This is a genomic window from Kitasatospora sp. HUAS MG31 (assembly GCF_040571325.1).
In the GTDB taxonomy this organism is placed as follows: Bacteria; Actinomycetota; Actinomycetes; order Streptomycetales; family Streptomycetaceae; genus Kitasatospora; species Kitasatospora camelliae.
Genome location: NZ_CP159872.1, coordinates 3370087 through 3396058, shown reverse-complemented (window position 1 = coordinate 3396058; position 25972 = coordinate 3370087). Strand labels below are relative to the sequence as shown.

Genomic DNA, 25972 nt, shown 5'->3' with positions numbered 1-25972 from the left:
AGAAGCGCGGTGATCTCGCCGGACCCGGCGAGCCAGTGCCGATGTGGAGGCGAACGCATGGAGGGGCAGCCGGCCGCTGCCGACCCCGCCGTGGGCAGTGGCTACTTCGACGCGTACGCGACGGTGGGCCTGATCGCCCTCGTCGGCGTCCTCTTCGTCGCGGTGGCCTTCACCGCGAACCGGTTGCTGCGCCCGGTGGTGCACTCACCGGAGAAGCTGCTGGCGTACGAGTGCGGCGTCGACCCGGTGGGCGAGGGCTGGGCGCACACCCAGGTCCGGTACTACGTGTACGCCTTCCTCTATGTGATCTTCGCGGTGGACGCGATCTACCTCTTCCCGTGGGCCACCGTCTTCGCCGCCCCGGGCTACGGCGCGACCACGCTGGTGGAGATGTTCGTCTTCATCGGCTTCCTCGCGATCGGGCTGCTCTACGCCTGGAAGAAGGGCGTTCTGGAATGGACGTGACCCACTCGCACGGATCCGCCGGAGGACCGGTCCCGCTCGGGATCCCGGACCCGGCGCACCCCGGCGCGGCCGTCGAGCAGCGCCGGATCGGACCGCTCGCCCGGCTCGCCCCGGACCCGGTCAAGGTGGTACTCAACTGGGGCCGCCGCTACAGCCTCTGGTGCTTCAACTTCGGCCTCGCCTGCTGCGCGATCGAGTTCATCGCCGCGTCGATGGCCAAGCACGACTTCATCCGGATGGGCGTGATCCCGTTCGCCCCCGGCCCCCGCCAGGCCGACCTGATGATCGTCTCCGGCACCGTGACCGACAAGATGGCCCCCGCCGTCAAGCGGCTCTACGAGCAGATGCCCGAGCCCAAGTACGTCATCTCCTTCGGCGCCTGCTCCAACTCGGGCGGGCCCTACTGGGACTCGTACTCGGTCACCAAGGGCGTGGACCAGATCATCCCCGTGGACGTGTACGTCCCGGGCTGCCCGCCGCGGCCCGAGGCGCTGCTGCAGGGCGTCCTCAAGCTCCAGGAGAAGATCGCCGCCGAGGACACCACGCGCCGCTACACCGCGCCCGCCTCCGTGCTCCGCCGCGGCCTGGTCGCTCCTCCGGAGGGGACCAAGTGACACTCGAACAGACCGCCGCCGCGATCGGCGAGTGGGCCACCGCCGCCGAGGCGTACCAGCTGCTCACCGTCGACGTGCCCGCCGCGCACTGGATCGAGGCGCTCACCGCGGCCCGCGACGGCCTCGGCCTGGCCTACTTCGACTGGCTGAGCGCCGTGGACGAGCTCGCCGAGGGCTTCTCGGTCTCCGCCCACCTCGCCGCCGTCGGCGAGCCGGGGACGGTCCGGCACCTGCTGGTCCGCACCCGGGTGCCGCGCGACAAGGCCGTGCTGCCCAGCGCCGTCGACGTCTACGCCGGAGCCGCCTGGCACGAGCGGGAGACCAACGAGATGTTCGGCATCGACTTCGCCGGACACCCGCACCTGGTCACCCTGCTGCTGCCGGACGGCTTCGAGGGCAACCCGCTGCGCAAGGACTTCGTGCTCGCCGCCCGGGTCGCCAAGGCCTGGCCGGGCGCCAAGGAGCCCGGCGAGTCCGAGGGCGAGGGCCCGGCGCGGCGCAAGATGCAGCCCGCCGGCGTGCCCGACCCCAACGAGTGGGGCCCGCTCAAGGGCACCCTGCCGCCGGTCGCCGAGCGGCCCGCCCGCGGCGCCCGTGCGGCGGGCGCGGCCCGGACCCCGCAGGCTGCCGCAGCCGGTGCCGCCGCCGGTGCGGCCGGTGCTGCCGCTCCGGGTGAGGGTGCCGGGGTGCGGGCGGACCGTCCGCGCCGGACCCGCAGTGTCGGCGAGGGGTCGGTGAGCCAGGCCCCGGAGACGCCGGCCGGCGAGCCGTCCACCGCTGCCGCTCCCGCTCCGGGTGAGGGTGCCGGGGTGCGGGCGGACCGTCCGCGGCGGACCCGCAGTGTCGGCGAGGGGTCTGTGAGCCAGGCCGCGGAGACGCCGGCCGAGCGTCCGGCCGCCGCGCCGCGCACCCGCTCCGGGGACGCCCCCTGGCACGCGCCCGTCCCCGCCTACGACCCGGAGACCGGAGAGCCGGAGACCGGGAAGCCGGAGGGCGGGACGTCAGAGGGCCGGGCGCCGGAGGCCGAGCCGGCCGCCGCGCCCGAACCTCCCGCCGCGCCCGACGCCCCCGACGGGGACGGCGCGGACGGCAGCCGTGACAGCAGTGGCGAAGGCAGCGGTGAAGGCAGCGGGCCGCCCCCCGCGGAGCGGGCCCGGAAGAACGACCAGGACGGAGACGGCGCGTGAACCTCCTCGACACGCTGCTGCGCTGCGTCGCGATCCTGGTGGTCTTCCTGGTCCTCCCGCTGGTGATCGGCCAGACCGAGCACAAGGTGATGGCGCACATGCAGGGCCGCCTCGGCCCGATGTACGCCGGCGGCTTCCACGGCTGGGCGCAGCTCGTCGCCGACGGCGTGAAGTTCGCGCAGAAGGAGGACGTCGTCCCGGTCGGCGCCGACCGCCGGGTGTTCCAGCTGGCGCCGGCGGTGGCCCTGCTGCCGTACCTGGTGGTGCTGCTGGCGATCCCGGTCGGCCCGAACGGCTTCGTCGGCCAGGCCGTCGATGCCGGCATCTTCTTCGTGCTGGCGGTCATGGGCATCGGCGTGCTCGGCTCGCTGATGGCCGGCTGGGCCTCCGCCAACAAGTTCTCGCTGCTCGGCGGTCTGCGGACGGCCGCCCAGCTGATGTCCTACGAGCTGCCGATGCTGCTCGCCGCGGCCTCGGTGGCGATGGCCGCCGGCACCGTCTCGCTGCCGGGGATCGTGGACGCCTTCCACTGGTGGTGGATCCCGTGGCAGGCGATCGGCGCGTTCGTGTTCTTCACGGCCGGCCTGGCCGAGCTGCAGCGCCCGCCGTTCGACATGCCGGTGGCCGACTCGGAGATCATCTTCGGCGCGTACACCGAGTACACCGGACTGCGGTTCGCGCTGTTCCTGCTCTCCGAGTACGCGGGCATCGTGGTCGTCTCCGGCCTGACCACCGTGCTCTTCCTGGGCGGTTGGCACGGCCCGTTCTCGGACAGCCTCGGCTGGCTCTGGACCCTGCTCAAGACCTTCGCGCTGGCCTTCGTGGTGATCTGGCTCCGGGTCACCTACCCCCGGCTGCGCGAGGACCAGCTGATGCGCTTCGCGTGGACGGTGCTGATCCCGCTCGCGCTCGCCCAGCTGGCCCTCACCGGCATCATCAAGGTGGCGATCTCCTGATGGCCCTGAACAAGCTCCCCGGCGCCGGCCTGGCCAAGGGCCTCGCCGTCACCCTGCGCACCATGACGCGCCGGAGCATCACCGCGCAGTACCCCGACGTGCAGCCCGAGCTGCCCCCGCGCAGCCGCGGCGTGATCGCGCTGCTGGAGGAGAACTGCACGGTCTGCATGCTCTGCGCCCGCGAGTGCCCGGACTGGTGCATCTACATCGACTCCCACAAGGAGACGCTGCCCGCCGCCGACCCGAACGCCCGTGCCCGCACCCGCAACGTGCTGGACCGGTTCGCGATCGACTTCTCGCTCTGCATGTACTGCGGTATCTGCATCGAGGTCTGCCCGTTCGACGCGCTGTTCTGGTCGCCCGAGTTCGAGTACGCGGAGACCGACATCCTGGAACTCACCCACGAGCGGGAGCGCCTGCGCGAGTGGATGTGGACCGTGCCGCCGCCGCCCGCGCACGACCCGGGGGCCGAGGAGCCCAAGGAGATCGCCACCGCCCGCAAGGCGGCCGAGAAGCTGGCCGCCGCCGCCGAGGCCGCCGCCGGAGGTGACCCGGCATGAGCGCGCTGCTCGCCGCCGCGGGTTCGCTGGAGCCCGCCGCCCGCTCCTTCCTCTCGCCGACCGGCCAGGAGATCGTCTTCCTGCTGGTCGGGATCGCCGTGCTCGGCGCCGCGGTCGTCACCGTGACCACCCGGCAGCTGGTGCACGCCGCGCTCTGGCTTGTGGTCGCCCTCGGCGGCCTGGCGGTGGAGTTCCTGCTCCTGACCGCCGAGTTCATCGCCTGGGTGCAGGTGCTGATCTATCTGGGCTCGGTGGTCGTCCTGGTGCTGTTCGGACTGATGCTGACCCGGGCGCCGATCGGACGCTCCCCGGACGCCGACTCCGGCAACCGCTGGGTGGCGCTGGCCGTCGCCGTGGCCTCCGCCGGCACCCTGGTGACCCTCGTGGTGGACGCCTTCCGCAGCACCTGGATCGACCTCGGCGCCGGCGCCGGCTCGACCCGGGTCACCGGCGAGTACCTGTTCCGGTACTGGGTGCTGCCCTTCGAGGCGCTGTCCGTGCTGCTGCTGGCCGCCCTGGTCGGCGCGATCGTGCTGTCCCGTACCGGCAAGGGCGGCCGCGGGCCGCGCCTGCGCCCCGGCCGGACCACCACGGTCCGGCCCGCCCGCCCCGCTTCCAGCGCCCGCCCCGCGGCGGGCGCCGGCACTTCCGCGAGCGCTGGCGCCGCCGACGCGACGAAGGAGCGCTGACCCGCCGATGCACCTCGCCTACCCGGCCGTCCTCGCCGCGCTGCTGTTCTGCGTCGGCGTGTACGGCGTGCTCGCCCGGCGGAACACCGTCCTGGTGCTGATGTCCGTCGAGCTGATGCTCAACGCCGTCAACCTCAACCTGGTCGCCTTCGACGCCTGGCTGCGCGACACCGTGCACGCCGGGCAGGCGCTCACCCTGTTCGTGATCACCATCGCGGCGGCCGAGATCGGCCTCGGCCTCGCCATCGTGCTGCTGGTCTTCCGCACCCGCGGCACCGCCGACATCGACCGGATCACCGCCCTCGGCGACCCGGCCGAGGACGCCCCGGAACCGGCCGGATCCCCGGCCGGGACGGACGCCGCGCCGACCGACGCCGCGCTGAAGGGCCGGGCCGCCGCATGAACCTCGCCCTCCCCGTCCTCGTCCCCGCGCTGCCCGCGCTCGGCGCCGCGGCCACCCTGGCCACCGGCCGCCGCGCGCCCGGCTTCGCCCGGCCGCTCGCCGTCCTCCCGGTCGCCGTCGCCGCGGTGCTCGCCGTGGTCACCGCCGTGCGGCTCGGCACCGGCGGCACCCTGGACGCCGCCACCCGGCTCACCCCGACCGGCGGGCCCGACCTCAGCCTCGCCCTCCACCTGGACGGCATCAGCGCGGTCATCGGCATCCTGGTCGGCCTGGTCGCCACCTGCGTGCAGGTGTACTCCACCGCCTACCTCAAGGACGACCCCCGCTACCCCTCGTACGCGGCGCTGGTCTCGCTCTTCACCGCCGCGATGTTCGTGGTGGTGTACTCCGGCGACCTGATCGTGCTGCTGGTCGGCTGGGAGGTCATGGGCATCTGCTCGTACTTCCTGATCGGCCACCACTGGGAGACCGCCGACGCCCGCTCGGCCTCGCTCAAGGCCTTCCTGGTCACCAAGCTCGGCGACGTGCCGTTCCTGTTCGGCATCTTCCTGCTGGGCGCGGACGCCGGCAGCTTCAAGATCAACGAGGTGCTGGCGGCCGCCGGCGAGGGCCGGCTCGGCCACCCCACGCTGACCGCCCTGCTGCTGCTCGCCGGCGTGGCCGGCAAGAGCGCGCAGTTCCCGCTGCACACCTGGCTCCCGGACGCGATGGCCGGCCCGACCCCGGTCTCGGCGCTCATCCACGCCGCCACCATGGTCGCCGCCGGCATCTACCTGGTGGCCCGGCTGATGCCGGTCTTCCTGCTCTCCTCCGCAGCGCTGCTGGTGCTCTCGCTGATGGCGGCCGTCACCATGATCGGCTCGGCGCTCTGCGCGCTGGCCCAGGACGACCTCAAGCGGGTGCTCGCCTACTCCACCGTCGGCCAGCTCGGCTACATGGCCGGCGCCCTCGCCAGCGGCGACCGCGACGCGGCGGTCTTCCACCTGGTCAGCCACGGCGTCTTCAAGGCACTGCTGTTCCTCACCGCCGGTGTGGTCATCCACGCCGCGCACACCAACTCGCTCGCCGCCATGTCGCGGATGCCCGACCTGCGCAAGCGCGTCCCCGACGCCTACTGGACCATGGGCATCGGCCTGGCCGCCCTCATCGGCCTGCCGCCCTTCGCCGGCTTCTTCTCCAAGGAGGCCGTGCTCACCTCGGCCGAGCACGCCGCCACCGGCGAGGCACTCACCCACGGCCTCGGCCCCGCCTCGGCCGTCCCGAACGCCGCCGGCTGGATCGTCCTGGTCTCCGGCGCCCTCACCGCCCTGCTCACCGCCGCGTACGCCACCCGCCTGTGGCTGATCGCCTTCCACGGCCGGGCCGTCCCGGCACCGGTCGTCCCGGAGGCCGCCGAGGCCGCCGCAGGACACGCCGCCGGCGCCCCGTACTCGCCCGAGATCGACGAGGCCGACCCGGCCACCGCCGAACCGTCCGCGATGCGCTGGCCGCTGTGGGTGCTCGCCGTGCCCACCATGGGCTTCGGCATCCTCGCCCTGCGCGGCGACTGGCTGCCCGCCCTGTTGGACGGCGGCTCGCTGCGGCCCTCGCTCGCCACCGCCGTCATCGGCACCGGCCTCGCCGTCGCGGGCGGCCTGATCGCGTACGCCGCCTGGCGCAGCGCCGCCGCCCGCCGCTCCGCCGACACCGCCGACCCCGGTCGCCTCCTGCTCGGCCCGGTGTACCCCGCCGCGCAGCACGGCTTCGGCGTCGACCGCCTCTACAGCACGCTGTTCGTCCGGCCGACCGAGGCCGCGGCCCGGCTGGTCCGCTTCCTGGACCGCGAGGTCGTCGAGACCTACGTCCGCGGCGCCGGCACCGGCGCCAACCTGCTCGGCTGGCTGGTCCGCCGCGCGCAGACCGGCAACGCCCAGACCTACCTGAGCGCGCTGCTCGCCGGGGCCGTCCTGCTCGCCGTCCTGGTGGCGGTCGGCACATGACCCGGACCCCGGCGCCGACCCCGCGCACCGAGCACGCCCCGACCCACGGCCCCCGCCGACCCGCCGCAGCACGAACCTGGAGCCCCCGATGAACGCAGTCCTCATCGCCCTCCTGCTGCTGCCGCTGGCCGGCGCCGCCGCCACCCTCGCTCCGCTCGGCCGGGACCGGGCCGCCGACGACACCCGGGCGCTGCGCCTGGGCACGGCCGTCACCGGCGCCGTCCTGGTGCTCAGCCTGGTGCTGGCCGCCGGCTTCGACCAGGACGACCCGGGCCGGATGCAGGCCGTCACCGACGTCGCCTGGATCCCCGCCCTGGACGTCCGCCTCCACCTCGGTGTGGACGGCATCTCGCTGCCGCTGATCGTGCTCACCGCGCTGCTGACCTTCCTCTGCGCGCTGTACTCGACCAAGCGGCTGCCCGGCGGCGACGGGGTGCCCGGCGCCCGCGCCTTCACCGGGCTGCTGCTGCTGCTGGAGGTCGGCATGCTCGCCACCTTCGCGGTGCTCGACCTGGTGCTCTTCTTCCTGTCCTTCGAGATCGTGCTGATCCCGATGTACTTCCTGATCGCCCGCTGGGGGAACGGGCGGAAGGTCCCGGCCGCCAACCGGTTCATCCTGTACACCCTCCTCGGCTCCGCCGTGATGCTGCTCGGCTTCCTGCTGATCGGCTTCAACGCCGGCACCTTCGACATGACCCGGCTCGCCGTCGAGCACGGCAGCGGGCTCTCCCACACCACCCAGCTGATCGCCGCCCTGGCGATCCTGGCCGGCCTCGCCGTCAAGGCCCCCGCCTGGCCGCTGCACAGCTGGCTCCCGGACGCGCACACGGCGGCCCCCACCGTCGGCTCCGTGCTGCTCGCCGGTGTGCTGCTGAAGATGGGCACCTACGGCCTGGTCCGCGTCCTCCTCCCGATCGTCCCGGACGGCGCCGAGACCTTCGCCCCCTACCTGGGGGCGTTCGCCGCCGTGGGCATCGTCTACGGCTCGCTCGCCTGCCTCGCCCTGGCCCGCCCGGGCGCCAAGGGCGACCTCAAGCGCCTGATCGCCTACTCCTCGGTCGGCCACATGGGCTTCGTCCTGCTGGGCATCGCCTCCCTCACCCCGGCCGGCGTCAACGGCGCGCTGTTCGCCAACATCGCCCACGGCCTGATCACCGGCCTGCTGTTCTTCCTCGTCGGCGCGGTCAAGGACCGCTACCACACCTCTGACCTGGACACCCTGGCCGGCGCCACCGGCGCGGCGCTCTACGGCCGAGCCCCGCGGATCGGCGGACTGCTCGCCTTCGCCGCCGTCGCCAGCCTCGGCCTCCCCGGCCTGGCCGGCTTCTGGGGCGAGCTGCTCGCGATGTACGGCGCCTTCGACCCGGCGGCCGGACTCTCCCGCCCCGCCTTCGTCACGTACATGGTGCTGGCCGGCCTCGGCACCCTCCTCACCGCCGCGTACCTGCTGATCGTGGTCAAGCGCGTCTGCATGGGCGACCCCGCGCAGCCCGCGCCGGTGACCGGGCTGCCCGACCTCCAGCCGTACGAGGCCGCCAGCTGGACGCCGCTGGTCGCGCTCACCCTGCTCACGGGCCTGTGGCCCGCCCTGCTGCTCGGGCTCTCCGACCCGGCCGTCCAGCACCTCCTCGGGGGTGGCTGACCGATGCTCAGCAACCCGATCGGCTCTCACCTCCTGGGGCAGACCGCCATGACCTCGCCCGCCCTGACCCCGTCCGCCGGAACCCCGCTGGCCGTCGCCGACCCGGGCGCGCTCATCCAGTCCGTCGACTGGCTCGCGATCGCGCCCCCGCTGATCGCCGCGCTGGCCGCGCTGGCCGTCCTGGTCGCGGACCTCTTCCTCCCCGAGGCGCGCAAGAAGGCCCTCGGGTGGCTGACCGTCACCGGACTCGCTCTGGCGCTCATCCCGCTCCTCCCGCTGCTCGACGGTGACCCTCGGTCGACCTTCTGCCTGCGGAACGTAACAGCCGCCACTGACAACGCCGGCTGCTCGTACGTCGCCGACCACTTCGCGCTGGCCTTCCAGCTGATCGCCCTCGGCGGCGCCCTGATCGCCGCCCTGCTCTCCCTGCACACCGTGGACGAGGAGAAGCTGCCCGGCGGCGAGTACTGGTTCCTGCTGCTCTCCAGCGCCTCCGGCGCCGCCCTGCTGCCCGCCGCCCGCGACCTGGCCACCCTGGTCATCGCGCTGGAGGTGGCCTCGCTGCCGGCCTTCGCCCTGGTCGCCCTGCGCCGCGACGGCCGCGGCGCGGAGAGCGCGCTGAAGTTCTTCCTCTCCTCGGTGGCCGCCACCGCGGTGATGCTGCTCGGCATCAGCTTCGTCTACGCCGCCAGCGGCTCGATCCACCTCACCGCCGTGGCCGAGGGCCTGGCCACCGCGCCCGGGCAGCTGCGGCCGCTGGCCGAGGCCGGCGCCGTGCTCACCCTGGTCGGCTTCGCCTTCAAGGTCGCCGCCGTCCCGTTCCACTTCTGGGTCCCCGACACCTACACCGGCGCCCCGCTGCCGGTGGCCGGCTACCTCTCCGTGGTCGGCAAGGCGGCCGGCCTCTCCGGCCTGGCCCTGGTCACCACCCTGGCCTTCCGCCCGTACGGCCACACCTGGGGCCTGGTGCTCGCCGTGCTCGCCGCGCTCACCATGACCGCCGGCAACGTCGGCGCCCTGCGCCAGCGCGCCGGGACGCGGCTCAGCGCCGTCCGGCTGCTCGCCTGGTCCTCGGTCGGCCAGGCCGGCTACCTGCTGGTCCCGCTGGCCGCCGCCGGGTACGCCGGATCGGCCGAGCCGCTGGGTGCGACCGTGGCGTACGCGCTGATCTACGGCCTGGTCAACCTGGGCGCCTTCGGCGTGGTCGCCGTGGTCGCCCGCGGCGGCGCCACCCGGCTGGACGACTTCCGCGGCCTGTTCGCCCGCCGCCGCTGGAGCGCCCTGGCGCTGGCCTTCTTCCTGCTCTGCCTGGCCGGCCTGCCGCCGGGCGTGGTCGGCCTGTTCGGCAAGGTGGTGGTCTTCCAGGCCGCCGTCGACGCGGGCCTGGGCTGGCTCGCCGTGGTGATGGCCGTCAACGTGGTCATCGCGCTGTACTACTACCTGGTCTGGGCGGCCCTGCTGTTCGCGCCGGCCGAGTCCGCCGGGTCCGCCGAGCCGGTCCCGGCCGTCGGCCGCCTCCCCGGCCCGCTCGCCGCCACCCTGTCGCTCACCGCCGCCGCCGCGGTGGTCCTTTCGGTGGCCCCGCAGCTGGTCCTGCAGGTCGTGGGCGGCACCCTGTTCTGACCTGTGCGAAGGTGCGTAGGGGGAACGAACCGGCCTCATCCCGCCGTTGATCCGGCAGAGAGATGAGGCCAGCGGCTTCCCATACGCACCATTTGGAGGGCCTGCGGTGCACCGCCAGCACAACGGTCTGCGGACGGCCGTACTACTCGGCGCCCTGTCGGCACTGATCCTGGGCGTCGGCAGCCTGTTCGGGCGGACGGGCCTGCTGGTGGCCGTGGTGATCGCGCTGGCCACCAACGCGTACGCGTACTGGAACAGCGACAAGCTCGCGCTGCGCGCCATGCGGGCCCGGCCGGTCAGCGAGATCGAGGCCCCGCAGCTGTACCGGATCGTCCGCGAGCTCTCCACCTCCGCCCGCCAGCCGATGCCCCGGCTCTACATCTCGCCCACGCCCGCCCCGAACGCCTTCGCCACCGGCCGCAACCCGCGCAACGCCGCCGTCTGCTGCACCGACGGGATCCTGCAGCTGCTGGACGAGCGCGAGCTGCGCGGCGTCCTCGGGCACGAGCTCAGCCACGTGTACAACCGGGACATCCTGATCTCCTCGGTGGCCGCCGCCCTGGCCTCGATGATCATGTTCCTGGTGAACTTCGCCTGGCTGATCCCGGTCGGCCGGGGCGACGACGACGAGGGGCCCGGCCTGATCGGGTTCCTGATGATCATGATCCTCGGCCCGATCGCCGCCGGACTGATCCAGCTCGCCATCAGCCGCTCCCGCGAGTACCAGGCGGACGCCGACGGCGCCCGGATCACCGGCGACCCGATCGCCCTCGCCAACGCGCTCCGCAAGCTGGACAGCGGCACCCAGCGGCTCCCGCTGCCGCCCGAGCCCCGGCTGGAGACGGCCAGCCACATGATGATCGCCAACCCGTTCCGGCGCGGCGAGCGCGGCACCAAGCTCTTCTCCACCCACCCGCCGATGGCCGAGCGGATCGCCCGCCTGGAGCGGATGGCCGGGCGCTGACTGTTCTGTCGCCCGCTCGCCTCCGGGCCCTCCCGATCCGGCGCCGACGGTCGTTGCTCCCTCGCTCCTGCGTCGCTCCCTCGCGCCTCCCCTTCGGCGCCGGCGGGCCCTTCGGCTCGGGGCGGGAGCCGCCGGCTCGCCTCCAGGGGCCCACCCGCTCGCCCCCTGGCTCTCCTGACCCGGTGTCGACGGCCTACCGGGGGACTCCCCGCCGCTCCGTTCCGGCGCGCCCGCCCGCCTGTTCGGCCCCCGGCTGGTAGTGCTGGACCGACAACCCCGAACGGGCCGGTCGGCCGGCCGGGCACGGAGGTGCGCTGCGGTGACGATTCTGCCGAGGGATACCGACCGAGGGGCCCCGCCCCGCCAGCCCGGCCGCTTCCGCGAGTGGCGCCGCGCCCGCCGGGCCCGCGGCGGCCGGGCCCTGGTGAAGTGGCTGACCACGACCGATCACAAGCAGATCGGCACCCTGTACATGGTCACCTCGTTCGCCTTCTTCCTGATCGGCGGGGTGCTGGCGATGGTGATGCGGGCCGAGCTGGCCCGCCCGGGGACGCAGATCGTCTCGAACGAGCAGTTCAACCAGGCGTTCACCATGCACGGCACGATCATGCTGCTGATGTTCGCCACCCCGCTGTTCGCGGGCTTCGCCAACTGGTTCATGCCGCTCCAGATCGGCGCCCCCGACGTCGCCTTCCCCCGGCTGAACGCGCTGGCCTACTGGCTGTACCTGTTCGGCTCGATGATCGCGATGGGCAGCTTCCTCACCCCGGACGGCGCCGCCGACTTCGGCTGGTTCGCCTACGCGCCGCTGAACAGCGTCGAACACTCCCCGGGCATCGGCTCCGACATGTGGATCATGGGTCTGGCGTTCTCCGGCTTCGGCACCATCGTCGGCTCGGTCAACTTCATCACCACGATCTGCTGCCTGCGCGCGCCCGGGATGACCATGTTCCGGATGTCGATCTTCACCTGGAACATCCTGTTCACCAGCATCCTGGTGCTCTTCGCCTTCCCCGTCCTGGCAGCCGCCCTGCTCGCCCTGGAGGCCGACCGCAAGTTCGGCGCCCACGTCTTCGACCCCGCCAACGGCGGCGCCATGCTCTGGCAGCACCTGTTCTGGTTCTTCGGCCACCCCGAGGTGTACATCATCGCGCTGCCGTTCTTCGGCATCATCACCGAGATCATCCCGGTCTTCAGCCGCAAACCGATCTTCGGCTACACCGGCCTGATCGGCGCGACCATCGCCATCACCGGCCTCTCCGTGGTGGTCTGGGCACACCACATGTTCGTCTCCGGCCAGGTGCTGCTGCCGTTCTTCTCCTTCATGACCCTGCTCATCGCGGTGCCCACCGGGGTCAAGTTCTTCAACTGGATCGGCACCATGTGGCGGGGCTCGCTCAGCTTCGAGACCCCGATGCTCTGGAGCATCGGCTTCCTGGTGACCTTCCTCTTCGGCGGGCTCACCGGCGTGCTGCTCGCCTCGCCGCCGGTCGACTTCCACGTCTCCGACTCGTACTTCGTCGTCGCCCACTTCCACTACGTGGTCTTCGGCACCGTGGTCTTCGCGATGTTCGCCGGCTTCTACTTCTGGTGGCCGAAGATGACCGGCAGGATGCTCGACGAACGCGTCGGGTACATCCACTTCTGGACCCTGTTCGTCGGCTTCCACGTCACCTTCCTGGTGCAGCACTGGCTCGGCGCCGAGGGCATGCCCCGCCGGTACGCCGACTACCTCGCCACCGACGGGTTCACCACCCTCAACACCATCTCCACCATCGGCTCCTTCCTGCTCGGCCTCTCCACCCTGCCGTTCCTGTACAACGTCTGGCTCACCAACCGGAAGGGCGCCAAGGTCGAGGAGGACGACCCCTGGGGGTACAGCCGCTCCCTGGAATGGGCCACCTCCTGCCCGCCGCCGCGGCACAACTTCGCCGGGCTGCCGAGGATCCGGTCCGAGTGCCCCGCCTTCGACCTCCACCACCCCGACGTCGCCGAGTACGACCGGCTGATCAACGAGCCCGAGTCGACCGAGCAGCACCGGTAGCCGAGGAGATCTCCGGGCGGCCGTGTCGATCCGGCGGCCGCCCGTTCGACGTACGGGTCGAGGAGCGGCGATCGGGCCGCACCCGAACGAGGAGGAACCACGATGCGCTTCATGATGCTGGTCAAGGCCACCCCGGAGAGCGAGGCGGCGGAGGTCATGCCCGGCCCCGAGGTCTTCGAGGCCATGCACCGCTACAACAAGGAACTGATCAAGGCGGGCGTGCTGCTCGCCGCCGACGGACTGCTCCCCAGCTCCCAGGGCTTCCGGGTGGCCTTCCACGGCAGCGGCGGCAGCCCCACCGTCACCGACGGCCCGTTCACCGAGACCAAGGAACTGCTCGCCGGCTACTGGGTGATCGACGTCTCCTCCCGCGAGGAGGCCGAGGAGTGGGCCAAGCGGGTGCCGTTCCAGGCGGGCGACGTGCTGGAGGTCCGGCAGGTCGCCGAGACCGCCGACTTCCCCGAGGACGTGCTGCCGCCCGAGATGGCCGCCGAGGAACAGGCCTGGCGCGACGCCAACCAGCGCCCCGTCCAGGGCTGAGCCGCCCCGCCGGCCGGTACGGGGGCGCCCGGGGTCCGGAGCTGCTCTGATGGAGTCTTGTGACAGCACCGGACCTCCCCGGAAGCGGCGCGGGCCCCGGACCGACGGCCCCTGGACCGACGGCCCCCGGACCGACGGGTGACGCCACCCGGCGGGCGGTCGCCGCGGTCTGGCGGATCGAGTCCGCCCGGATCACCGCCGCCGTGGCCCGGCTGGTCCGCGACTTCGGGACCGCCGAGGAACTCGCCCAGGACGCCCTGGTCGCCGCCCTGGAACAGTGGCCCGCCACCGGCATCCCCGACCGGCCCGGCGCCTGGCTGATGACCACCGCCAGACGCCGGGCCATCGACCTCGTCCGCCGCGAGCAGCGGTACGCCGACCGGCTCCGCGCCCTCGGCCACGACCTGGAGACCACCCCCGGACCCGCCGGACCCGAACAGGCCCTCCTCGACTCCGAGGGCATCGAGGACGACCTCCTCCGGCTGGTCTTCACCGCCTGCCACCCCGTGCTCTCCGCCGAGGCCCGGGTCGCCCTCACCCTCCGCGTCCTCGGCGGCCTGCGCACCGACGAGATCGCCCGCGCCTTCCTCACCGGCGAGGCCACCGTCGCCCAGCGCATCGTCCGCGCCAAACGCACCCTCGCCCGCGCCGCCGTCCCGTACGAGGTCCCCGAGGGACCCGAACTCGCCGACCGCCTCGGCTCCGTCCTGGAGGTCTGCTACCTGATCTTCAACGAGGGGTACGCGGCCACCGCCGGCGAGGACTGGATGCGGCCCGCCCTCTGCGAGGAGGCGATGCGGCTCGGCCGCGTGCTCGCCGGACTGATGCCCCGTGAGCCCGAGGTGCACGGGCTGGTCGCCCTGATGGAACTCCAGGCCTCCCGCACCGCCGCCCGCACCGGACCCGGCGGCGAACCCGTCCTCCTCCCCGACCAGGACCGCAGCCGCTGGGACCGCCTGCTCATCCACCACGGCCTCGCCGCCCTCGACCGCGCCCGGCAACTCGCCGCCGTACCGGGCCCGTACACCCTGCAGGCCGCCATCGCCGCCTGCCACGCCCGGGCCGGCACCGCCGAGGACACCGACTGGGTCCGGATCGCCGCCCTCTACGCCGCCCTCGCCGAACGCGCGCCCTCACCCGTGGTCGAACTCAACCGAGCCGTCGCCGTCGGCATGGCCTTCGGGCCCGCGGCGGGCCTCGACCTGGTCGACCGGCTCGCCGGCGAACCCGCGCTGAAGGACTACCACCTGCTCCCCGTCGTCCGCGGCGACCTCCTCGCCCGGCTCGGCCGACACCCCGAAGCCGCCCGCGAGTTCGAACGCGCCGCCCACCTCACCCGCAACACCCGCGAACGCACCCACCTCCTCACCCGCGCCCACACCGAAGCCGGATAGCCAGTCGGCCGACCCCGTTCAGGCGCGCGTGGGGGCACCACCCGGCCTCGGCGGTATGCACATGGCCGAAGGCGTCCCCGGAGGGGCATGCGCCAGACTGGTGGGCCGCAGGGTCGACTTAGGGGGAGGACCGTTCATGGGAGTGCTCGACACCGCTCAGGGCCTCGGCCGCCGGGCCGGAGCCGCGCTCGGCAACGCCGGCCGGACCGTCCGCGCCAAGGCGGGGGAGGGCGACTGGGTGCGCCGGGCACTGGCCTCCGTACCGGCGCCCGAGAGCCCGGCCGAGGAGTCGTGGGAACTGTCGCTCGCGGCGATGATCGGCACCCTCCCCAAGGTCCCGGGCCCGGCCGTCCGCCTGCTGCACCAGCTCGACGGCCTCGGTCAGGTCGTGTTCGGCCCCGAGCGGATCGGCTTCGACGACGAGGACGTCGAGTGGTCCCGGGTCACCGAACTCCGCCTGCACAGCACCGCCGAGCTGCTCCCGGACGTGGTCGTCGACAAGGAGGTCGACCGCATCCGCGAGTTCCTCCCGCCGGTGCCCGGCCGCAAGTGGCTGGTCGGAAAGATCGCCGAGGGCCTCCTCACGCTCGTCCTGACCGCTGCCGAGGCGGCCGTCCGGGAGGAGCGGATGCTGCCCTGCGAGGTCGTGTACCGGAGCCGGCTGGGCCGTCCGAAGCAGCTCGGCGGCGGCCTGTTCGCCGCGGCCGCGCTGGCCGCCCGCCCCGACGCGGCCAAGAGCCTGATCGCCACCGCCGAGGCGCTCGGCATCCCGGTGGTCACGGTCGAACCCACCGGGACCCGCGCCGACCGCGCCCAGCGCCTGCGCGCCACCTCGGCCCGCATCCAGGACCGCCTGCGTTCCCTCCGCTCCACATCCGCCGACATCGCCGAGTCCGTCGAGCCTGCCGAGGCGCCTGCCGAGCTGCCCGCCACCCCGCATCCCGAGATCCCCGCCCAGACCCAGCCCCAGGCCCCCACCTCCCCGAGGCTCTCCCTCGACAAGGCCGCCGACCAGGGCTGACGGACACCCGGCCGAGACCGGACTTGAGCTGGAGTCAACTCCAGCTCCTAGAGTGCGCAGCGGGCGACCCGGCCGGCAGTCAGGCCGGGCGTCCGGTCCGAACCCGGCTGGAAGGGAACTCCCATGCGCTACCGCGTCCTCGGCGGCACCGGAATCGAGGTCAGCACCCACTGCCTCGGCACCATGATGTTCGGCTCCATCGGCAACCCCGACCACGACGACTGCGCCCGCATCATCCACACCGCCCTCGATCAGGGCGTCAACTTCGTCGACACGGCCGACATGTACTCCGCCGGCGAGTCCGAGGAGATCGTGGGCAAGGCGCTCCAGGGCCGCCGCGACGACGTGGTGCTCGCCACCAAGGTGCACTTCCAGATGGGGGAGGGCCGCAACCGCAGCGGCAACTCCCGCCGCTGGATCACCCGGGCCGTCGAGGACAGCCTCCGCCGCCTGCGCACCGACTGGATCGACCTCTACCAGGTGCACCGGCCCGACCCCGGCACCGACATCGAGGAGACCCTCTCCGTCCTCGGCGACCTGGTCGGCCAGGGCAAGATCCGGGCCTTCGGGTGCTCCACCTTCCCCGCCGAGGAGATCGCCGAGTCGCACCACGTCGCCGAGCGCCGCGCTCTCCGGCGTTTCAGGACCGAGCAGTCGCCGTACTCGATCCTGGCCCGCGGCATCGAGACCGCCGTGCTCCCGACCTGCCGCCGGTACGGCATGGGTGTGCTGACCTGGAGCCCGCTGGCCTCCGGTTTCCTCACCGGCGCCCACCGCAAGGACCGGCCGATCGACCTGACCACCGGGCGGGCCGCCCTCCACCCGGCCCGCTTCGACCCCGCCCTCCCGGTCAACGCGGCCAAGCTGGAGGCCGTCGAGCAGCTGGTCGAACTCGCGGAGGAGATCGGCTGCACCCTTCCCGAACTCGCGGTCGCCTTCCCGGTCGCCCACCCCGCCGTCACCTCGGTGATCATCGGGCCGCGGACCCTCCCGCAGCTGGAGTCCCTGCTCAAGGGCGCCTCGCTGGTCCTGGACGACGCGGTCCTCGACCGGATCGACGCGATCGTGCCGCCGGGCACCAACGTCTACCACCCCGACGGCGTCTGGCGTCCCCGGTCCCTGACCGACCCGGACCTGCGTCGCCGTCCCGTCCACGACCGCGCGGCGGCCTGACACCCGGCTGCCCGGCCCACCCCCGTGGGGCCGGGCAGCCCGCCCGCTCTGCCCGCGCCGTCCGGTCCGTCCAGTCCTCCCGCGCCGTCCGTCCGCCGGTCTGGTACCGCGGTCGGGTCCCGGGCGACAAGCAGCCTGGATGCGTCGACCATGGGAAGCGGTACGCCGACCTGGGATGGTGGAGCCATGAAGGTACTGGGATTCGTCTTAAACGTCCTCTGGCTGGTCTTCTGCGGTCTCTGGATGGCCATCGCCTACGCCGTCGCCGGGATCATCTGCTTCATCCTGATCATCACGATCCCCTTCGGCATCGCCTCGTTCCGGATCGCCGCCTACGTGCTGTGGCCGTTCGGGCGGACGACCGTGGAACGGGCGGACGCCGGCGCGCCGTCCTGCATCGGCAACGTGATCTGGATGATCTTCGCCGGGTGGTGGCTGGCGCTGATGCACATCGCGACCAGCATCCCGCTCTTCCTGTCGATCATCGGGATCCCCTTCGGCTGGGCGAACCTCAAGATGATCCCGATCTCGCTGATGCCCCTCGGACGGGAGATCGTCTCCACGGACGAGCGCTTCGCGGGCTGGTGACCGGCGGGACCGCGCCCACGAACCGCGGCACCGAACCCCGCCCACGAACCGCGGCACCGAAACCGCCACACCGCCCGGCTGCTCACTCCGGCTTGAGGGCGACCAGCATCTTGCCGGTGTTGGCGCCGGTGAGCACCCCGAGGAAGGCGTCCACCAAGCGGTCGAAGCCGTGCAGCACGGTCTCCTCCACCACCACCCGGCCGGCCGCGATCTGCGGCGCCACCAGGGCGTACAGCTCCTGCTGCGCGTCCAGGTGCTCGCGGACCAGGAAGCCCTCCAGTCGCAGCGCCTTGAACATCACGTCGGCCAGGTTCCGCGGGGCGGCCGGCGCCTCGGTGGCGTTGTACTGGGCGATGGCGCCGCTCCAGGCGATCCGGCCGTTCGGGTGGAGGGCGTCGATGGCCGCCTCCAGGTGCTCCCCGCCGACGTTGTCGAGGTAAACGTGGATGCCCTCCGGGGCGGCTGCGCGCAGGAGTTCGGTGACCGGGCCGTCGTGGTAGTCGAAGGCGGCGTCGAACCCGAGGCTCTCGACCACCCGCTCGGCCTTCGCCGGCGACCCCACGCTGCCGACCACCCGGCGGGCCCCCAGCAGCCGGGCGATCTGGCCGGCCGCCGAGCCGACCCCGCCGGCCGCTGCGGAGATGAACACGTCCTCGCCGGGCGCCAGGCGGGCGACCCGGGTCAGTCCGACGTAGGCGGTCAGCCCGGTCCCGCCGAGCACGCCGAGGTGGGCGCTGAGCGGGACGCCGGGCAGGTCGGGCAGGACGCGCACCTCGTCCGGCCGGACCAGCGCGTGGGTGCGCCAGCCCTGACGGTGGAGCAGCACGGTGCCGACCGGGAGTTCGGGCGTGCGGGACTCGATCACCCGGGCCACCGAGCGGCCCTCCAGCGGGGCGTTCAGCCCCCAGCGGCCCTCGCCGCCGTCCATCATCTGCCGCATGTACGGGTCGACCGACAGGTAGAGGTTCTCCACCAGGGCGGTGCCCTCGGTCGGATCGGCCAACTCGGCGGTGACGAAGGCGAAGTGGTCGGCGGTCGGAACGCCCTGGGGGCGGGCGACCTGGTGGACGGCGCGGATGGTGCGGGGCATGGCGGGGCCTCCTGGCGGGTCGGTGAAGGGTGTCGCCTGCGGCCGGGGCGAGCGTTGAGCCGGAGTGCCGGAGTGCCGGAGTGCCGGGGTACCGGAGCACCGGAGTGCCGGACCGGCGGGCGACGTGATCACCGTAGGAAGAACGGTGCTGGTCCGGGCAGTACCCGCCGTCGATGGATGCCGGCGATCCATGAATCCTGTTCATGGGTCACGGTAGATTCGCCGCCATGACCGACCCCGCGCCACCTGCAGCGCCGCCCGCCGACCTGCTCCCGCAGGAGCTGCGTGTCCTCGTCGCCGTGGAGCGCGAGGGCGGCTTCACCGCCGCCGCGACCGCCCTCGGGCTCACCCAGTCCGCCGTCTCGCACGCCGTCCGCACCTGCGAGCGGAAGCTCGGCTCCGTCCTCTTCGAGCGCGGCCGGTTCGGCGCCCGTCCCACCCCGGCCGGCACCCGGGTGATCGGGCACGCCCGGAAGGTTCTGCGGCTGCTGGACCTGATGCGCGCAGAGGCCCGGGAGAACGAGGCCGAGCGGGTCGCCGGGCCGGTCCGGATCGCCGCCTTCCGCAGCGTCGCCGCCCACCTGCTGCCGGCCGTGCTCGCCCGGCTGGCCGAGCACCACCCGGACCTGCGGCCGCAGGTCGCCATCGTCCGCGAGCTCGGCCGCGGCACCGCCGGCGAGGTCGCCGACGGCCGGGCCGACCTCGGCCTGGCCACCCTCGACGCCAACACCAGCGCCGTACCGGGCCTGGTCGCGGCACCCCTGTTCGCCGAGTCGTACGCGCTGGCGCACCAGGCCGGCCATCCCGCCCCGCGCAGCCTGCCGCTGATCGACTGGGACGAGAACTGCGGCTCCTACACGGCCGGTTGGTGGCGCACCCAGGACTGGATCCCGTCCGCCACCATCAAGGTCGAGGACGACACCGTGGTGCTCTCGTTGGCCGCCCAGGGCATCGGCATGGCGATCATGCCGAAGCTCACCCTGGTCAACCCGCCGGCCGGCCTGGCCGTCACCGACCTCGGCCCGCGGCCGCCGTCCCGCGACGTCGGGTACGTCACCACCCCCGAGCTCGCTCGGACCTCCGCCGTCCGCGCGGTCATCCGCGAACTGCGGTCCCTCGCTCTCCCGCCGGGCCTCACCCCGGCCGGCGGCCGGAGCCGCCCGGGCAGCGCCGTACGGCCCTGAACCCCGCCGCGCGGGCGGGACGGGTCACTCCATCGCCTCGACCGCCTCGCGCAGCCGGCCGAACTCCTCGGCCAGCCCGTCCAGCGTGTAGTGGGCGTTCAGCCCGCTCGGATTGGGCAGCACCCACACCTCGGCCCCGCCGATCGACTCCGGCTGCCGCCCCACCGCCGCCCGAGGACGCCCGAACGCCGCCCGGTACGCGCCGATCCCGAGCACCGCCAGCACCCGCGGGCGCAGCCGTTCCACCCGCTCGACCAGGGCCGCCCCGCCCGCCCGGTACTCCTCGGCGGTGAGCTCGACCGCCTTGGCCGTGGTCCGCGCCACCACATTGGTGATCCCCAGCCCGAGTGCGGGCAACTCGCCCTGCTCGTCCGGCCGGAGCTGCCGCGGCGTGAATCCGGACCGGTACAGCGCCGGCCAGAAGCGGTTGCCCGGCCGGGCGAAGTGGTGCCCGGTGGCCCCGGACCACAGGCCCGGATTGATGCCGCAGAACAGCACCCGCAGACCCGGCCCGGCGACATCCGGGATCACCGCGTCCTGGGCGGCGGCCAGTTCTTCCGCCGTCGGGCGGTGAGGAGTCGTCATCCGCCCTACTCTGCACCACGGAGCACGCCGAATGCCGTTCCGGATCAATGCATCAGCAGTTCGATTAATCGCCTGACCGGGTCGCACGGACTGCGGAGAATGATGGAATGTCATACGAACTTCATGCGCTGATCGCCGACGCCGACCTGATCCATGTGGTGGCGGCGGAGGTCCCGGTCGCCCAGGTGGTGCGGCTGGAACAGGGCCTGGCGCTGATTCCGATGACGGAGCGGCTGTACGCCGCGCTGCACCAGGAATCCGCCGACCCCGCCCCCGGATTCCGGGTCTTCCCCGGCGGATTCGCCAGACGGCTGAGCGCCTGGTCCAAGGCCGGCCCGATCGCCTACGTCGAGACCGAGCGCGCCGACACCGCGCCCGGCGGCTCCAGCGGCTCCGGCTCGGGCGGCTCCGACGGCTCCGACGGTGACGCCACCGGAGAGCGCACGGACGGCGGTGGCGACGCCGGCGATGTCCGCACCGGCGTCCAGCGCGCGGCCGTCTGGGAGGACGGCCGCCTCACCCTCGGCCCGCTCAACCTCCCCGAAGCCGCCCTCCCGCCCGCCGAGGGCACCCCGCTGGCCCGGGCGCTGCGCCTGCTGGGGGCAGGCCCCGGCGAGGCCGGCGACGAGTCCGACGCGGTCGGCCTCGGCCTCGGCCTCCGCCGGCAGCCGGGCGGCCGACTGGAGCGCGCCTGAGCCACACCGCAGCCGACCCCTCCCCGGCCCTACCGGCCGTTCCGTCACGCTCCGTACCGGTCGACGGTCGGGACGAGCCCGTCCGGGCGGCGCCCCGGAGTCCCGTCCCGCAGCGCGGGCACGCGTTCCTCCGTACACGCCGAGCGGCCCGCGCCATTCGGCGTAGGCGCGGTGGCCCCCCCAATCCCGGTGGCTCAACGTGTGGATGCAGGCGAACCGCCTGAACTCCGCTGAAAGGAACGGCTTTACCATGCGTGCCACCTGGACGGCCGTCGCGCTGACTGCGGCCCTGAGCCTCACCACGGTCACCGGGGCGACCGCCACGATCGCGTCCGCGGCCGACCCCGCCCCCGCGGTCCACATCCTCCCGGCTATCGACAACGCACCGCCGCCGGCCGTCGAACCCGAACTCCCCGCCCCCGCCGACCCCGCCAAGAGCCTCGACGCCCTGGGTGCGCTCGGCAACGTGCTGGCCCTGGTCAAGGAGATCCTCGCCACCGCCACCCCCTCGGCCGGCGTGCCCGACCCGGGCGAGCTGCAGAAGCAGGTCGACGAGCTGAACGCGGCGGTCCAGGACCTGCTGTCCAAGCTGCCCGCCGGCGCCACCGCGCCGCAGCGCTCGATCCCCGGCAGCGGGACCGTGCCGGCCGCGGCCAAGCCGGGCGACGCGCTCGCCAGGGTGCAGCGGGACGTCGAGGCCCTGGTCACGGCGGCCACGGCCGCCAAGCGGGATCCGGAGGCGGTGATGAAGGCCGTCCCGACGCTGTCCACCGACACCGTGGCGGCGACCTCGGTCGCGGTCACCGCACTCACCCCGGCCCACTGAGGCCGGGACGGCGGCGGAGCCGTGGCCACGGCAGCCCGCCGCCCCTCCGAGAACAGCCGAGGCCCCGGACAGTGGTCGGTCCGGGGCCTCGGCGCGTCCTGTTCCGGTCGGCGGGGCCGTCGGGCCCCGCCTCCCGTCGATCAGGGTCGGTCAGGCGGGGCAGAAGGCGGCCTTCACCGCGGTGGCGACCAGCTTGCCCTGCTCCTGGGTGAGGACGACGCTGCCGGTGCTGGCCTGCGCCACGGCGTTCTTGGCCACGGTGGCCTCGTCCTTGCCGCTCTTGATGTCCGCGCAGGTCTTCATGGCGAGGGCGACGGTGGCGTCCTCGTTGGTGGCCAGGGCCGGGTTGACGGCCTTCATGGCCGCCATCAGGCCGGCCTTCTGGGCCACGCTCGGGGTCGGGACGCCGGCCGGAGCCGGAGCGGCCGCCGAGCCGGTGGAGGCCGCGGGCTTCGACGCGGTGGTGGAGGCCACGGGCTGCGGCGCGGCGGTGGTGGTGCCGCCGTTGCCGGAACCGCTGCTGCTGCACGCCGAGAGGGCGAGGACACAGGCCGCGGCGAGGGTGGTGGTGACAACTCGTATGCGCATCCGGTCACCCTCCCACAGACCGGCCTGATCGGGCATCAGGCCTGGTCGAAGGTGCGGGTCGAAGGTGCAGGAGGTCCGGCCCCTTCGACCGGACCCCGCCGACCGTGGTGGCGGGCCGGGCCGTTCGGCCCGGGAGACGCGAAGGGCGCGACTCGGGCCGCGGAGGGCGGCACCCGGGTCGCGCCCGGTGGCTCCGGTGCCGCGGTCCGTGGCCCGCGGCGGCTGGAGCAGGGGTGGAACGGCGATCAGCGGTAGTTCACGAACTGGATCGCGAACTCGAGGTCCTTGCCCTTGAGCAGGGCCTGGACGGCCTGCAGGTCGTCCCGCGACTTGGAGCTGACCCGGAGCTCGTCGCCCTGGACCTGGGCCTTCACGCCCTTCGGGCCCTCGTCACGGATGATCTTCGCGACCTTCTTGGCGTCCTCGGTGGTGATGCCCTCCTTGACGTTCGCGAAGATCTTGTACTCCTTGCCGGACAGCTGCGGGTCGCCCGCGTCCAGCGCCTTCAGCGACAGGCCCCGCTTCACGAACTTGGTCTGCAGGACGTCCAGGATCGCGCGGACGCGCTCCTCGCCGTTGGCCTTCATCTCGATCTTCTCACCGGAGCGGCTGATCTCGCCGCCGACGTTCTTGAAGTCGAAGCGAGTGGCGATCTCGCGGGAGGTCTGGTTGATCGCGTTGTCGACCTCCTGCCACTCGACCTTCGAGACGATGTCGAAACTGGAGTCGGCCATGGGTGTTGGTCTCCTTGGGGTACTGGCGTCACGGTCGTCGCCACCCGTCCCGGACGGGCGGCGCTCCAGCCTATCCAGCCCCCGCCCCGGCCCGCCCGCGACAGCCGCGCGCGCCGCTTGATCGTCACGTGACCCACCGAGTGGCGAACCACCCCTGTCCATCAGGTATCGTTTACGACGTCGAACGGGGCCCGCCTCGGGAGACGGAATCCTGGCTGGTTGCCCGAGCGGCCAAAGGGAGCAGACTGTAAATCTGTCGCGCAAGCTACGCAGGTTCGAACCCTGCACCAGCCACAGGATAGATAGACCGGCTCTGAACTGCGGAAACGTGGTCCAGAGCCGGTCTTTTTGCTGCCTCGACTGATCTTGCTAGACAGGTCCGAAATGCGCGCTATGTCTTAGCTTGTCTCACCCGTATCCCAGTCCTGACCAGCGCGTGTGGGAAATGCGTGGGACGGCTCTGGCGGGAGCCGGAGCTAATCCCACTCCTGGAGAGCCTCGGCGATGCGCTTGTTCGCGGCCTCGGTCGCGCCGTCCAGGCACTTCGCATAGACCCGGAGCAGGACGGCGATGCTGTGTCCCGCGCGCCGCGCGCACTCCGCAGGATCCACTCCGGAGTTCAGCCAGAGGGAGACGCCGGCGTGGCGAAGGTCATACGGACGGGTCGCCAAGGGCGATGCCGCCTGGTCGGGGGTGAGGGCCTTCTCGCGGGCCCGCTTCCAGACCACGCCGTAGCCGCTCTCCTGGACCTTTCCGCCCCGGGCCGTCCGGAACAGCCGGCCGTCCGGGGCGACGCCGTGAGCCTCGATGTGCTCCCTGAGCAGGGCCACCAGCACCGGCGGGATCGGGATCGGGCGAGTTTCCTCGGGTGCTCGCCACTTCAGTCCGCGCTCGTCGTGCGCGGTGCCGCTGTCCGTCCAGGCGCTGCCGACGCGCGGGCGCGAGCCGTCGAGAGACAGCAGGCCGAACCCGGTCGGGGGCAGGTGGCAGTTCGACTTCCGGAGCCAGACGGCCTCTCCCGGCCGCATGCCCGCGTGGTAGAGGCAGCCGAAGAACGCCTTCAAGTGCTGGCCGCGCTTCCCCTGCTCCTCTACTGCTGCGAGGAGCTTCCGCACCTGCTTGGGGTTGGCCACCACGGCAGGGTCTACGGCCTCGGTGGTCGCCGGCAGAGTCCACTGCACCTGGTGGAGCGGGTTGTGGGGGAGCCTCCGAGCCTCCACGGCGAACCCGAGGGCGTTGTGGAAGATGGCCCGCTTGCGCTTCACGGTGGAGGCCGCGGACTTCGAGCCGTCGAGGTTGCGGGTGAAGGCAGTGAGCACCTTCCGCATCAGGAGTGGGTCGTCGAGGTGGCTCATCGGAAGGGCCTGCCGCTTGATCCAGGTCAGAACCCTCTGCACCTGGGCGGGAGGCTCTTCGGCCCAACGGTTCACGTTGAACGCCCAGCTGTAGAGGGCCGTGCGCACCTCGGCCGGGGGCGCCATGCCGATGCGCGACTTGACCAGGACCGGCGTCGCGGTGGCCAGCATGTCCGCGAGGGTGGTGCGGGTCTTCGCGGGGGCGTCCGGCCACTTCATCTCGATGTAGTCGCGGGCGTGGACGTACCAGCTCACGTCGTCCCTGGCCCGGACCTCCGACATGGGCAGGCCGGTCACCTCGTCGAACGGTTCACCCTCGTTGACGGCGGTCAGCAGCTTCGCCCGGCGACCGTCGGCCAGCGTCTTGGTCTTGAACGTCTTGGAGAACGGGTTGTTGCCGACCCTCCATCGCAGCTCATAGGTGTTGGGGCCGGAGTTCACGTTCTCGCGGATGGTCCAGAGCCGGACCTTGAACGTGGGTTTGGGCATCTCGTTCCTTACATGCGGGGCCCCGGCGCGGCGGCCGGGGCCCATGTGTGGTCTGCGGTTAGGCGGCTTCCTGGCTGTCCCACCAGGCGTCCAGGGCAGCCCGGCTGACGCGGAGTTGGCCGTTCGCGAGCCGCTTCATGGGCGGGGCCTCACCGCGTGCGCGCATCCGGTAGTAGGCGGCCCGGGACATGTCGATCTCCTCCAGTACCTCGGCGAGCTTGAGCCACTTCGGGTTGGCCACGGGTTGTGCTCCTTCGCTGGGTGCGGCTTCGGGTGGTTTCGGGGGCTGCTCTGGTGCGTGTGTCCGAGGTGGGGATTTCTGCGTCACTGCGACATCAGCGTCATTCAGGGCTCTGACCTGCGGTTTTTGGGTGACGCAGGGATCGAGGGGATCGGGGCGTGCGTCACCGGGTGACGCAGGCTGCGTCATGGAGGTGACGCGGTGACGCGGAGATGACGCAGAAGCGGCCGTCTGCGTCACCCTTGTTGTCGCAGGTCAGGGGCCGTTTTTCGGCTCGGGTGACGAAGGTGACGCAGCGTTTCCTACTTAGGAAAAAAAGAGGGGGGTGTCTGTAGGTAGTTGG

The 25972-nt window shown here is 72.8% G+C and carries 26 protein-coding genes and 1 tRNA gene; 21 read left to right on the top strand and 6 right to left on the bottom strand.

Annotated features, from left to right (window positions below; translation table 11 throughout):
• Window positions 1-57: 57 nt before the first annotated feature.
• From ABWK59_RS15210 to ABWK59_RS15130, 17 genes are all read left to right on the top strand, one after another.
• Entirely contained in the window at window positions 58-465 is a 408-nt protein-coding gene (locus ABWK59_RS15210) for an NADH-quinone oxidoreductase subunit A (RefSeq protein WP_354641114.1), read from the top strand.
• Window positions 456-1079, top strand: coding sequence for an NADH-quinone oxidoreductase subunit B (locus ABWK59_RS15205; protein ID WP_354641113.1), 624 nt, complete (start codon window positions 456-458; stop codon window positions 1077-1079). Before ABWK59_RS15210 ends, ABWK59_RS15205 begins: the two co-directional genes overlap by 10 nt.
• Entirely contained in the window at window positions 1076-2266 is a 1191-nt protein-coding gene (locus ABWK59_RS15200) for an NADH-quinone oxidoreductase subunit C (RefSeq protein WP_354641112.1), read from the top strand. Before ABWK59_RS15205 ends, ABWK59_RS15200 begins: the two co-directional genes overlap by 4 nt.
• The gene (gene nuoH, locus ABWK59_RS15195) at window positions 2263-3222 is read left to right on the top strand and encodes an NADH-quinone oxidoreductase subunit NuoH (protein ID WP_354641111.1); all 960 of its coding nucleotides are present in this window, start codon (window positions 2263-2265) and stop codon (window positions 3220-3222) included. The genes ABWK59_RS15200 and nuoH overlap by 4 nt, the downstream gene beginning before the upstream one ends.
• Window positions 3222-3782, top strand: coding sequence for a NuoI/complex I 23 kDa subunit family protein (locus ABWK59_RS15190; protein ID WP_420492783.1), 561 nt, complete (start codon window positions 3222-3224; stop codon window positions 3780-3782). Before nuoH ends, ABWK59_RS15190 begins: the two co-directional genes overlap by 1 nt.
• Entirely contained in the window at window positions 3779-4471 is a 693-nt protein-coding gene (locus ABWK59_RS15185) for an NADH-quinone oxidoreductase subunit J (RefSeq protein ID WP_354641110.1), read from the top strand. The genes ABWK59_RS15190 and ABWK59_RS15185 overlap by 4 nt, the downstream gene beginning before the upstream one ends.
• Before the next feature lie 7 nt (window positions 4472-4478).
• Window positions 4479-4874 carry an NADH-quinone oxidoreductase subunit NuoK gene (gene nuoK, locus ABWK59_RS15180; RefSeq protein WP_354641109.1) on the top strand — a complete coding sequence of 132 codons (396 nt, stop codon included), beginning with the start codon at window positions 4479-4481 and terminating at the stop codon, window positions 4872-4874.
• On the top strand, window positions 4871-6853 hold the full coding sequence (locus ABWK59_RS15175; RefSeq protein ID WP_354641108.1) for an NADH-quinone oxidoreductase subunit L: 1983 nt from the start codon (window positions 4871-4873) through the stop codon (window positions 6851-6853). Before nuoK ends, ABWK59_RS15175 begins: the two co-directional genes overlap by 4 nt.
• 88 nt (window positions 6854-6941) lie before the next feature.
• Window positions 6942-8495, top strand: coding sequence for a complex I subunit 4 family protein (locus ABWK59_RS15170; protein WP_354641107.1), 1554 nt, complete (start codon window positions 6942-6944; stop codon window positions 8493-8495).
• Between the two features lie 48 nt (window positions 8496-8543).
• Window positions 8544-10118, top strand: a complete 1575-nt coding sequence (locus ABWK59_RS15165) for an NADH-quinone oxidoreductase subunit N (RefSeq protein ID WP_354644958.1) — start codon at window positions 8544-8546, stop codon at window positions 10116-10118.
• Window positions 10119-10224: 106 nt separating this feature from the next.
• Window positions 10225-11082 carry a zinc metalloprotease HtpX gene (htpX, locus tag ABWK59_RS15160; RefSeq protein WP_354641106.1) on the top strand — a complete coding sequence of 286 codons (858 nt, stop codon included), beginning with the start codon at window positions 10225-10227 and terminating at the stop codon, window positions 11080-11082.
• A gap of 319 nt (window positions 11083-11401) precedes the next feature.
• Window positions 11402-13126 (top strand): cytochrome c oxidase subunit I, encoded by a 1725-nt coding sequence (ctaD, locus tag ABWK59_RS15155; RefSeq protein ID WP_354641105.1) that lies wholly within the window; start codon window positions 11402-11404, stop codon window positions 13124-13126.
• Window positions 13127-13228: 102 nt separating this feature from the next.
• The gene (locus tag ABWK59_RS15150) at window positions 13229-13666 is read left to right on the top strand and encodes a YciI family protein (protein ID WP_354641104.1); all 438 of its coding nucleotides are present in this window, start codon (window positions 13229-13231) and stop codon (window positions 13664-13666) included.
• A 59-nt stretch (window positions 13667-13725) separates the two neighbouring features.
• Window positions 13726-15060 (top strand): RNA polymerase sigma factor, encoded by a 1335-nt coding sequence (locus tag ABWK59_RS15145; RefSeq protein ID WP_420492782.1) that lies wholly within the window; start codon window positions 13726-13728, stop codon window positions 15058-15060.
• 136 nt (window positions 15061-15196) lie between these two features.
• Window positions 15197-16081 (top strand): hypothetical protein, encoded by an 885-nt coding sequence (locus ABWK59_RS15140; protein ID WP_354641103.1) that lies wholly within the window; start codon window positions 15197-15199, stop codon window positions 16079-16081.
• 123 nt (window positions 16082-16204) lie between these two features.
• On the top strand, window positions 16205-17254 hold the full coding sequence (locus tag ABWK59_RS15135; RefSeq protein ID WP_354641102.1) for an aldo/keto reductase: 1050 nt from the start codon (window positions 16205-16207) through the stop codon (window positions 17252-17254).
• 186 nt (window positions 17255-17440) lie between these two features.
• Window positions 17441-17842, top strand: a complete 402-nt coding sequence (locus tag ABWK59_RS15130; RefSeq protein WP_354641101.1) for a YccF domain-containing protein — start codon at window positions 17441-17443, stop codon at window positions 17840-17842.
• A gap of 82 nt (window positions 17843-17924) precedes the next feature.
• Here the strand turns inward: ABWK59_RS15130 and ABWK59_RS15125 are convergent, their stop codons facing one another.
• A complete protein-coding gene (locus ABWK59_RS15125; protein WP_354641100.1) occupies window positions 17925-18932 on the bottom strand; it encodes an NADP-dependent oxidoreductase in 1008 nt (335 codons plus the stop codon).
• Window positions 18933-19159: 227 nt separating this feature from the next.
• Here ABWK59_RS15125 and ABWK59_RS15120 point away from each other — a divergent pair, with 227 nt between their 5' ends.
• Window positions 19160-20116: a LysR family transcriptional regulator gene (locus ABWK59_RS15120; RefSeq protein ID WP_354641099.1), complete on the top strand. Its 957-nt coding sequence runs from the start codon at window positions 19160-19162 to the stop codon at window positions 20114-20116.
• 24 nt (window positions 20117-20140) lie between these two features.
• Here ABWK59_RS15120 and mug read toward each other — a convergent pair whose 3' ends face one another.
• A complete protein-coding gene (gene mug, locus ABWK59_RS15115; RefSeq protein WP_354641098.1) occupies window positions 20141-20701 on the bottom strand; it encodes a G/U mismatch-specific DNA glycosylase in 561 nt (186 codons plus the stop codon).
• Between the two features lie 107 nt (window positions 20702-20808).
• Between mug and ABWK59_RS15110 the strand changes: the two genes are divergently transcribed.
• Entirely contained in the window at window positions 20809-21396 is a 588-nt protein-coding gene (locus ABWK59_RS15110) for a hypothetical protein (protein ID WP_354641097.1), read from the top strand.
• Window positions 21397-21646: 250 nt separating this feature from the next.
• Window positions 21647-22222: a hypothetical protein gene (locus tag ABWK59_RS15105; protein WP_354641096.1), complete on the top strand. Its 576-nt coding sequence runs from the start codon at window positions 21647-21649 to the stop codon at window positions 22220-22222.
• Window positions 22223-22372: 150 nt separating this feature from the next.
• Here ABWK59_RS15105 and ABWK59_RS15100 read toward each other — a convergent pair whose 3' ends face one another.
• Both ABWK59_RS15100 and ABWK59_RS15095 read right to left on the bottom strand, forming a co-directional pair.
• Window positions 22373-22810 (bottom strand): DUF732 domain-containing protein, encoded by a 438-nt coding sequence (locus ABWK59_RS15100; RefSeq protein WP_354641095.1) that lies wholly within the window; start codon window positions 22808-22810, stop codon window positions 22373-22375.
• A 245-nt stretch (window positions 22811-23055) separates the two neighbouring features.
• Complete coding sequence (locus tag ABWK59_RS15095; RefSeq protein WP_354641094.1) at window positions 23056-23544, bottom strand: YajQ family cyclic di-GMP-binding protein; 489 nt, start codon at window positions 23542-23544, stop codon at window positions 23056-23058.
• A 213-nt stretch (window positions 23545-23757) separates the two neighbouring features.
• Between ABWK59_RS15095 and ABWK59_RS15090 the strand changes: the two genes are divergently transcribed.
• A tRNA-Tyr gene (locus ABWK59_RS15090) sits at window positions 23758-23838 on the top strand.
• Window positions 23839-24020: 182 nt separating this feature from the next.
• Here the strand turns inward: ABWK59_RS15090 and ABWK59_RS15085 are convergent.
• Both ABWK59_RS15085 and ABWK59_RS15080 read right to left on the bottom strand, forming a co-directional pair.
• Complete coding sequence (locus ABWK59_RS15085; RefSeq protein ID WP_354641093.1) at window positions 24021-25388, bottom strand: tyrosine-type recombinase/integrase; 1368 nt, start codon at window positions 25386-25388, stop codon at window positions 24021-24023.
• Window positions 25389-25446: 58 nt separating this feature from the next.
• A complete protein-coding gene (locus ABWK59_RS15080; RefSeq protein WP_354641092.1) occupies window positions 25447-25629 on the bottom strand; it encodes a helix-turn-helix transcriptional regulator in 183 nt (60 codons plus the stop codon).
• Window positions 25630-25972: the final 343 nt, after the last annotated feature.

What these genes read in the sequence shown, in the direction of transcription:
- nuoK (WP_354641109.1), top strand. Translation starts at nt 4,479, where the DNA reads ATGCACCTCGCCTACCCGGCCGTCCTCGCCGCGCTGCTGTTCTGCGTC.
- ABWK59_RS15135 (WP_354641102.1), top strand. Translation starts at nt 16,205, where the DNA reads ATGCGCTACCGCGTCCTCGGCGGCACCGGAATCGAGGTCAGCACCCAC.
- ABWK59_RS15085 (WP_354641093.1), bottom strand. Translation starts at nt 25,388, where the DNA reads ATGCCCAAACCCACGTTCAAGGTCCGGCTCTGGACCATCCGCGAGAAC.
- ABWK59_RS15210 (WP_354641114.1), top strand. Translation starts at nt 58, where the DNA reads ATGGAGGGGCAGCCGGCCGCTGCCGACCCCGCCGTGGGCAGTGGCTAC.
- ABWK59_RS15185 (WP_354641110.1), top strand. Translation starts at nt 3,779, where the DNA reads ATGAGCGCGCTGCTCGCCGCCGCGGGTTCGCTGGAGCCCGCCGCCCGC.
- ABWK59_RS15190 (WP_420492783.1), top strand. Translation starts at nt 3,222, where the DNA reads ATGGCCCTGAACAAGCTCCCCGGCGCCGGCCTGGCCAAGGGCCTCGCC.
- ABWK59_RS15140 (WP_354641103.1), top strand. Translation starts at nt 15,197, where the DNA reads ATGGGAGTGCTCGACACCGCTCAGGGCCTCGGCCGCCGGGCCGGAGCC.
- ABWK59_RS15100 (WP_354641095.1), bottom strand. Translation starts at nt 22,810, where the DNA reads ATGCGCATACGAGTTGTCACCACCACCCTCGCCGCGGCCTGTGTCCTC.
- ABWK59_RS15150 (WP_354641104.1), top strand. Translation starts at nt 13,229, where the DNA reads ATGCGCTTCATGATGCTGGTCAAGGCCACCCCGGAGAGCGAGGCGGCG.
- ABWK59_RS15205 (WP_354641113.1), top strand. Translation starts at nt 456, where the DNA reads ATGGACGTGACCCACTCGCACGGATCCGCCGGAGGACCGGTCCCGCTC.
- ABWK59_RS15175 (WP_354641108.1), top strand. Translation starts at nt 4,871, where the DNA reads ATGAACCTCGCCCTCCCCGTCCTCGTCCCCGCGCTGCCCGCGCTCGGC.
- ABWK59_RS15130 (WP_354641101.1), top strand. Translation starts at nt 17,441, where the DNA reads ATGAAGGTACTGGGATTCGTCTTAAACGTCCTCTGGCTGGTCTTCTGC.
- ABWK59_RS15110 (WP_354641097.1), top strand. Translation starts at nt 20,809, where the DNA reads ATGTCATACGAACTTCATGCGCTGATCGCCGACGCCGACCTGATCCAT.
- ABWK59_RS15125 (WP_354641100.1), bottom strand. Translation starts at nt 18,932, where the DNA reads ATGCCCCGCACCATCCGCGCCGTCCACCAGGTCGCCCGCCCCCAGGGC.
- ABWK59_RS15170 (WP_354641107.1), top strand. Translation starts at nt 6,942, where the DNA reads ATGAACGCAGTCCTCATCGCCCTCCTGCTGCTGCCGCTGGCCGGCGCC.
- mug (WP_354641098.1), bottom strand. Translation starts at nt 20,701, where the DNA reads ATGACGACTCCTCACCGCCCGACGGCGGAAGAACTGGCCGCCGCCCAG.
- ABWK59_RS15165 (WP_354644958.1), top strand. Translation starts at nt 8,544, where the DNA reads ATGACCTCGCCCGCCCTGACCCCGTCCGCCGGAACCCCGCTGGCCGTC.
- ABWK59_RS15120 (WP_354641099.1), top strand. Translation starts at nt 19,160, where the DNA reads ATGACCGACCCCGCGCCACCTGCAGCGCCGCCCGCCGACCTGCTCCCG.
- ABWK59_RS15095 (WP_354641094.1), bottom strand. Translation starts at nt 23,544, where the DNA reads ATGGCCGACTCCAGTTTCGACATCGTCTCGAAGGTCGAGTGGCAGGAG.
- ABWK59_RS15105 (WP_354641096.1), top strand. Translation starts at nt 21,647, where the DNA reads ATGCGTGCCACCTGGACGGCCGTCGCGCTGACTGCGGCCCTGAGCCTC.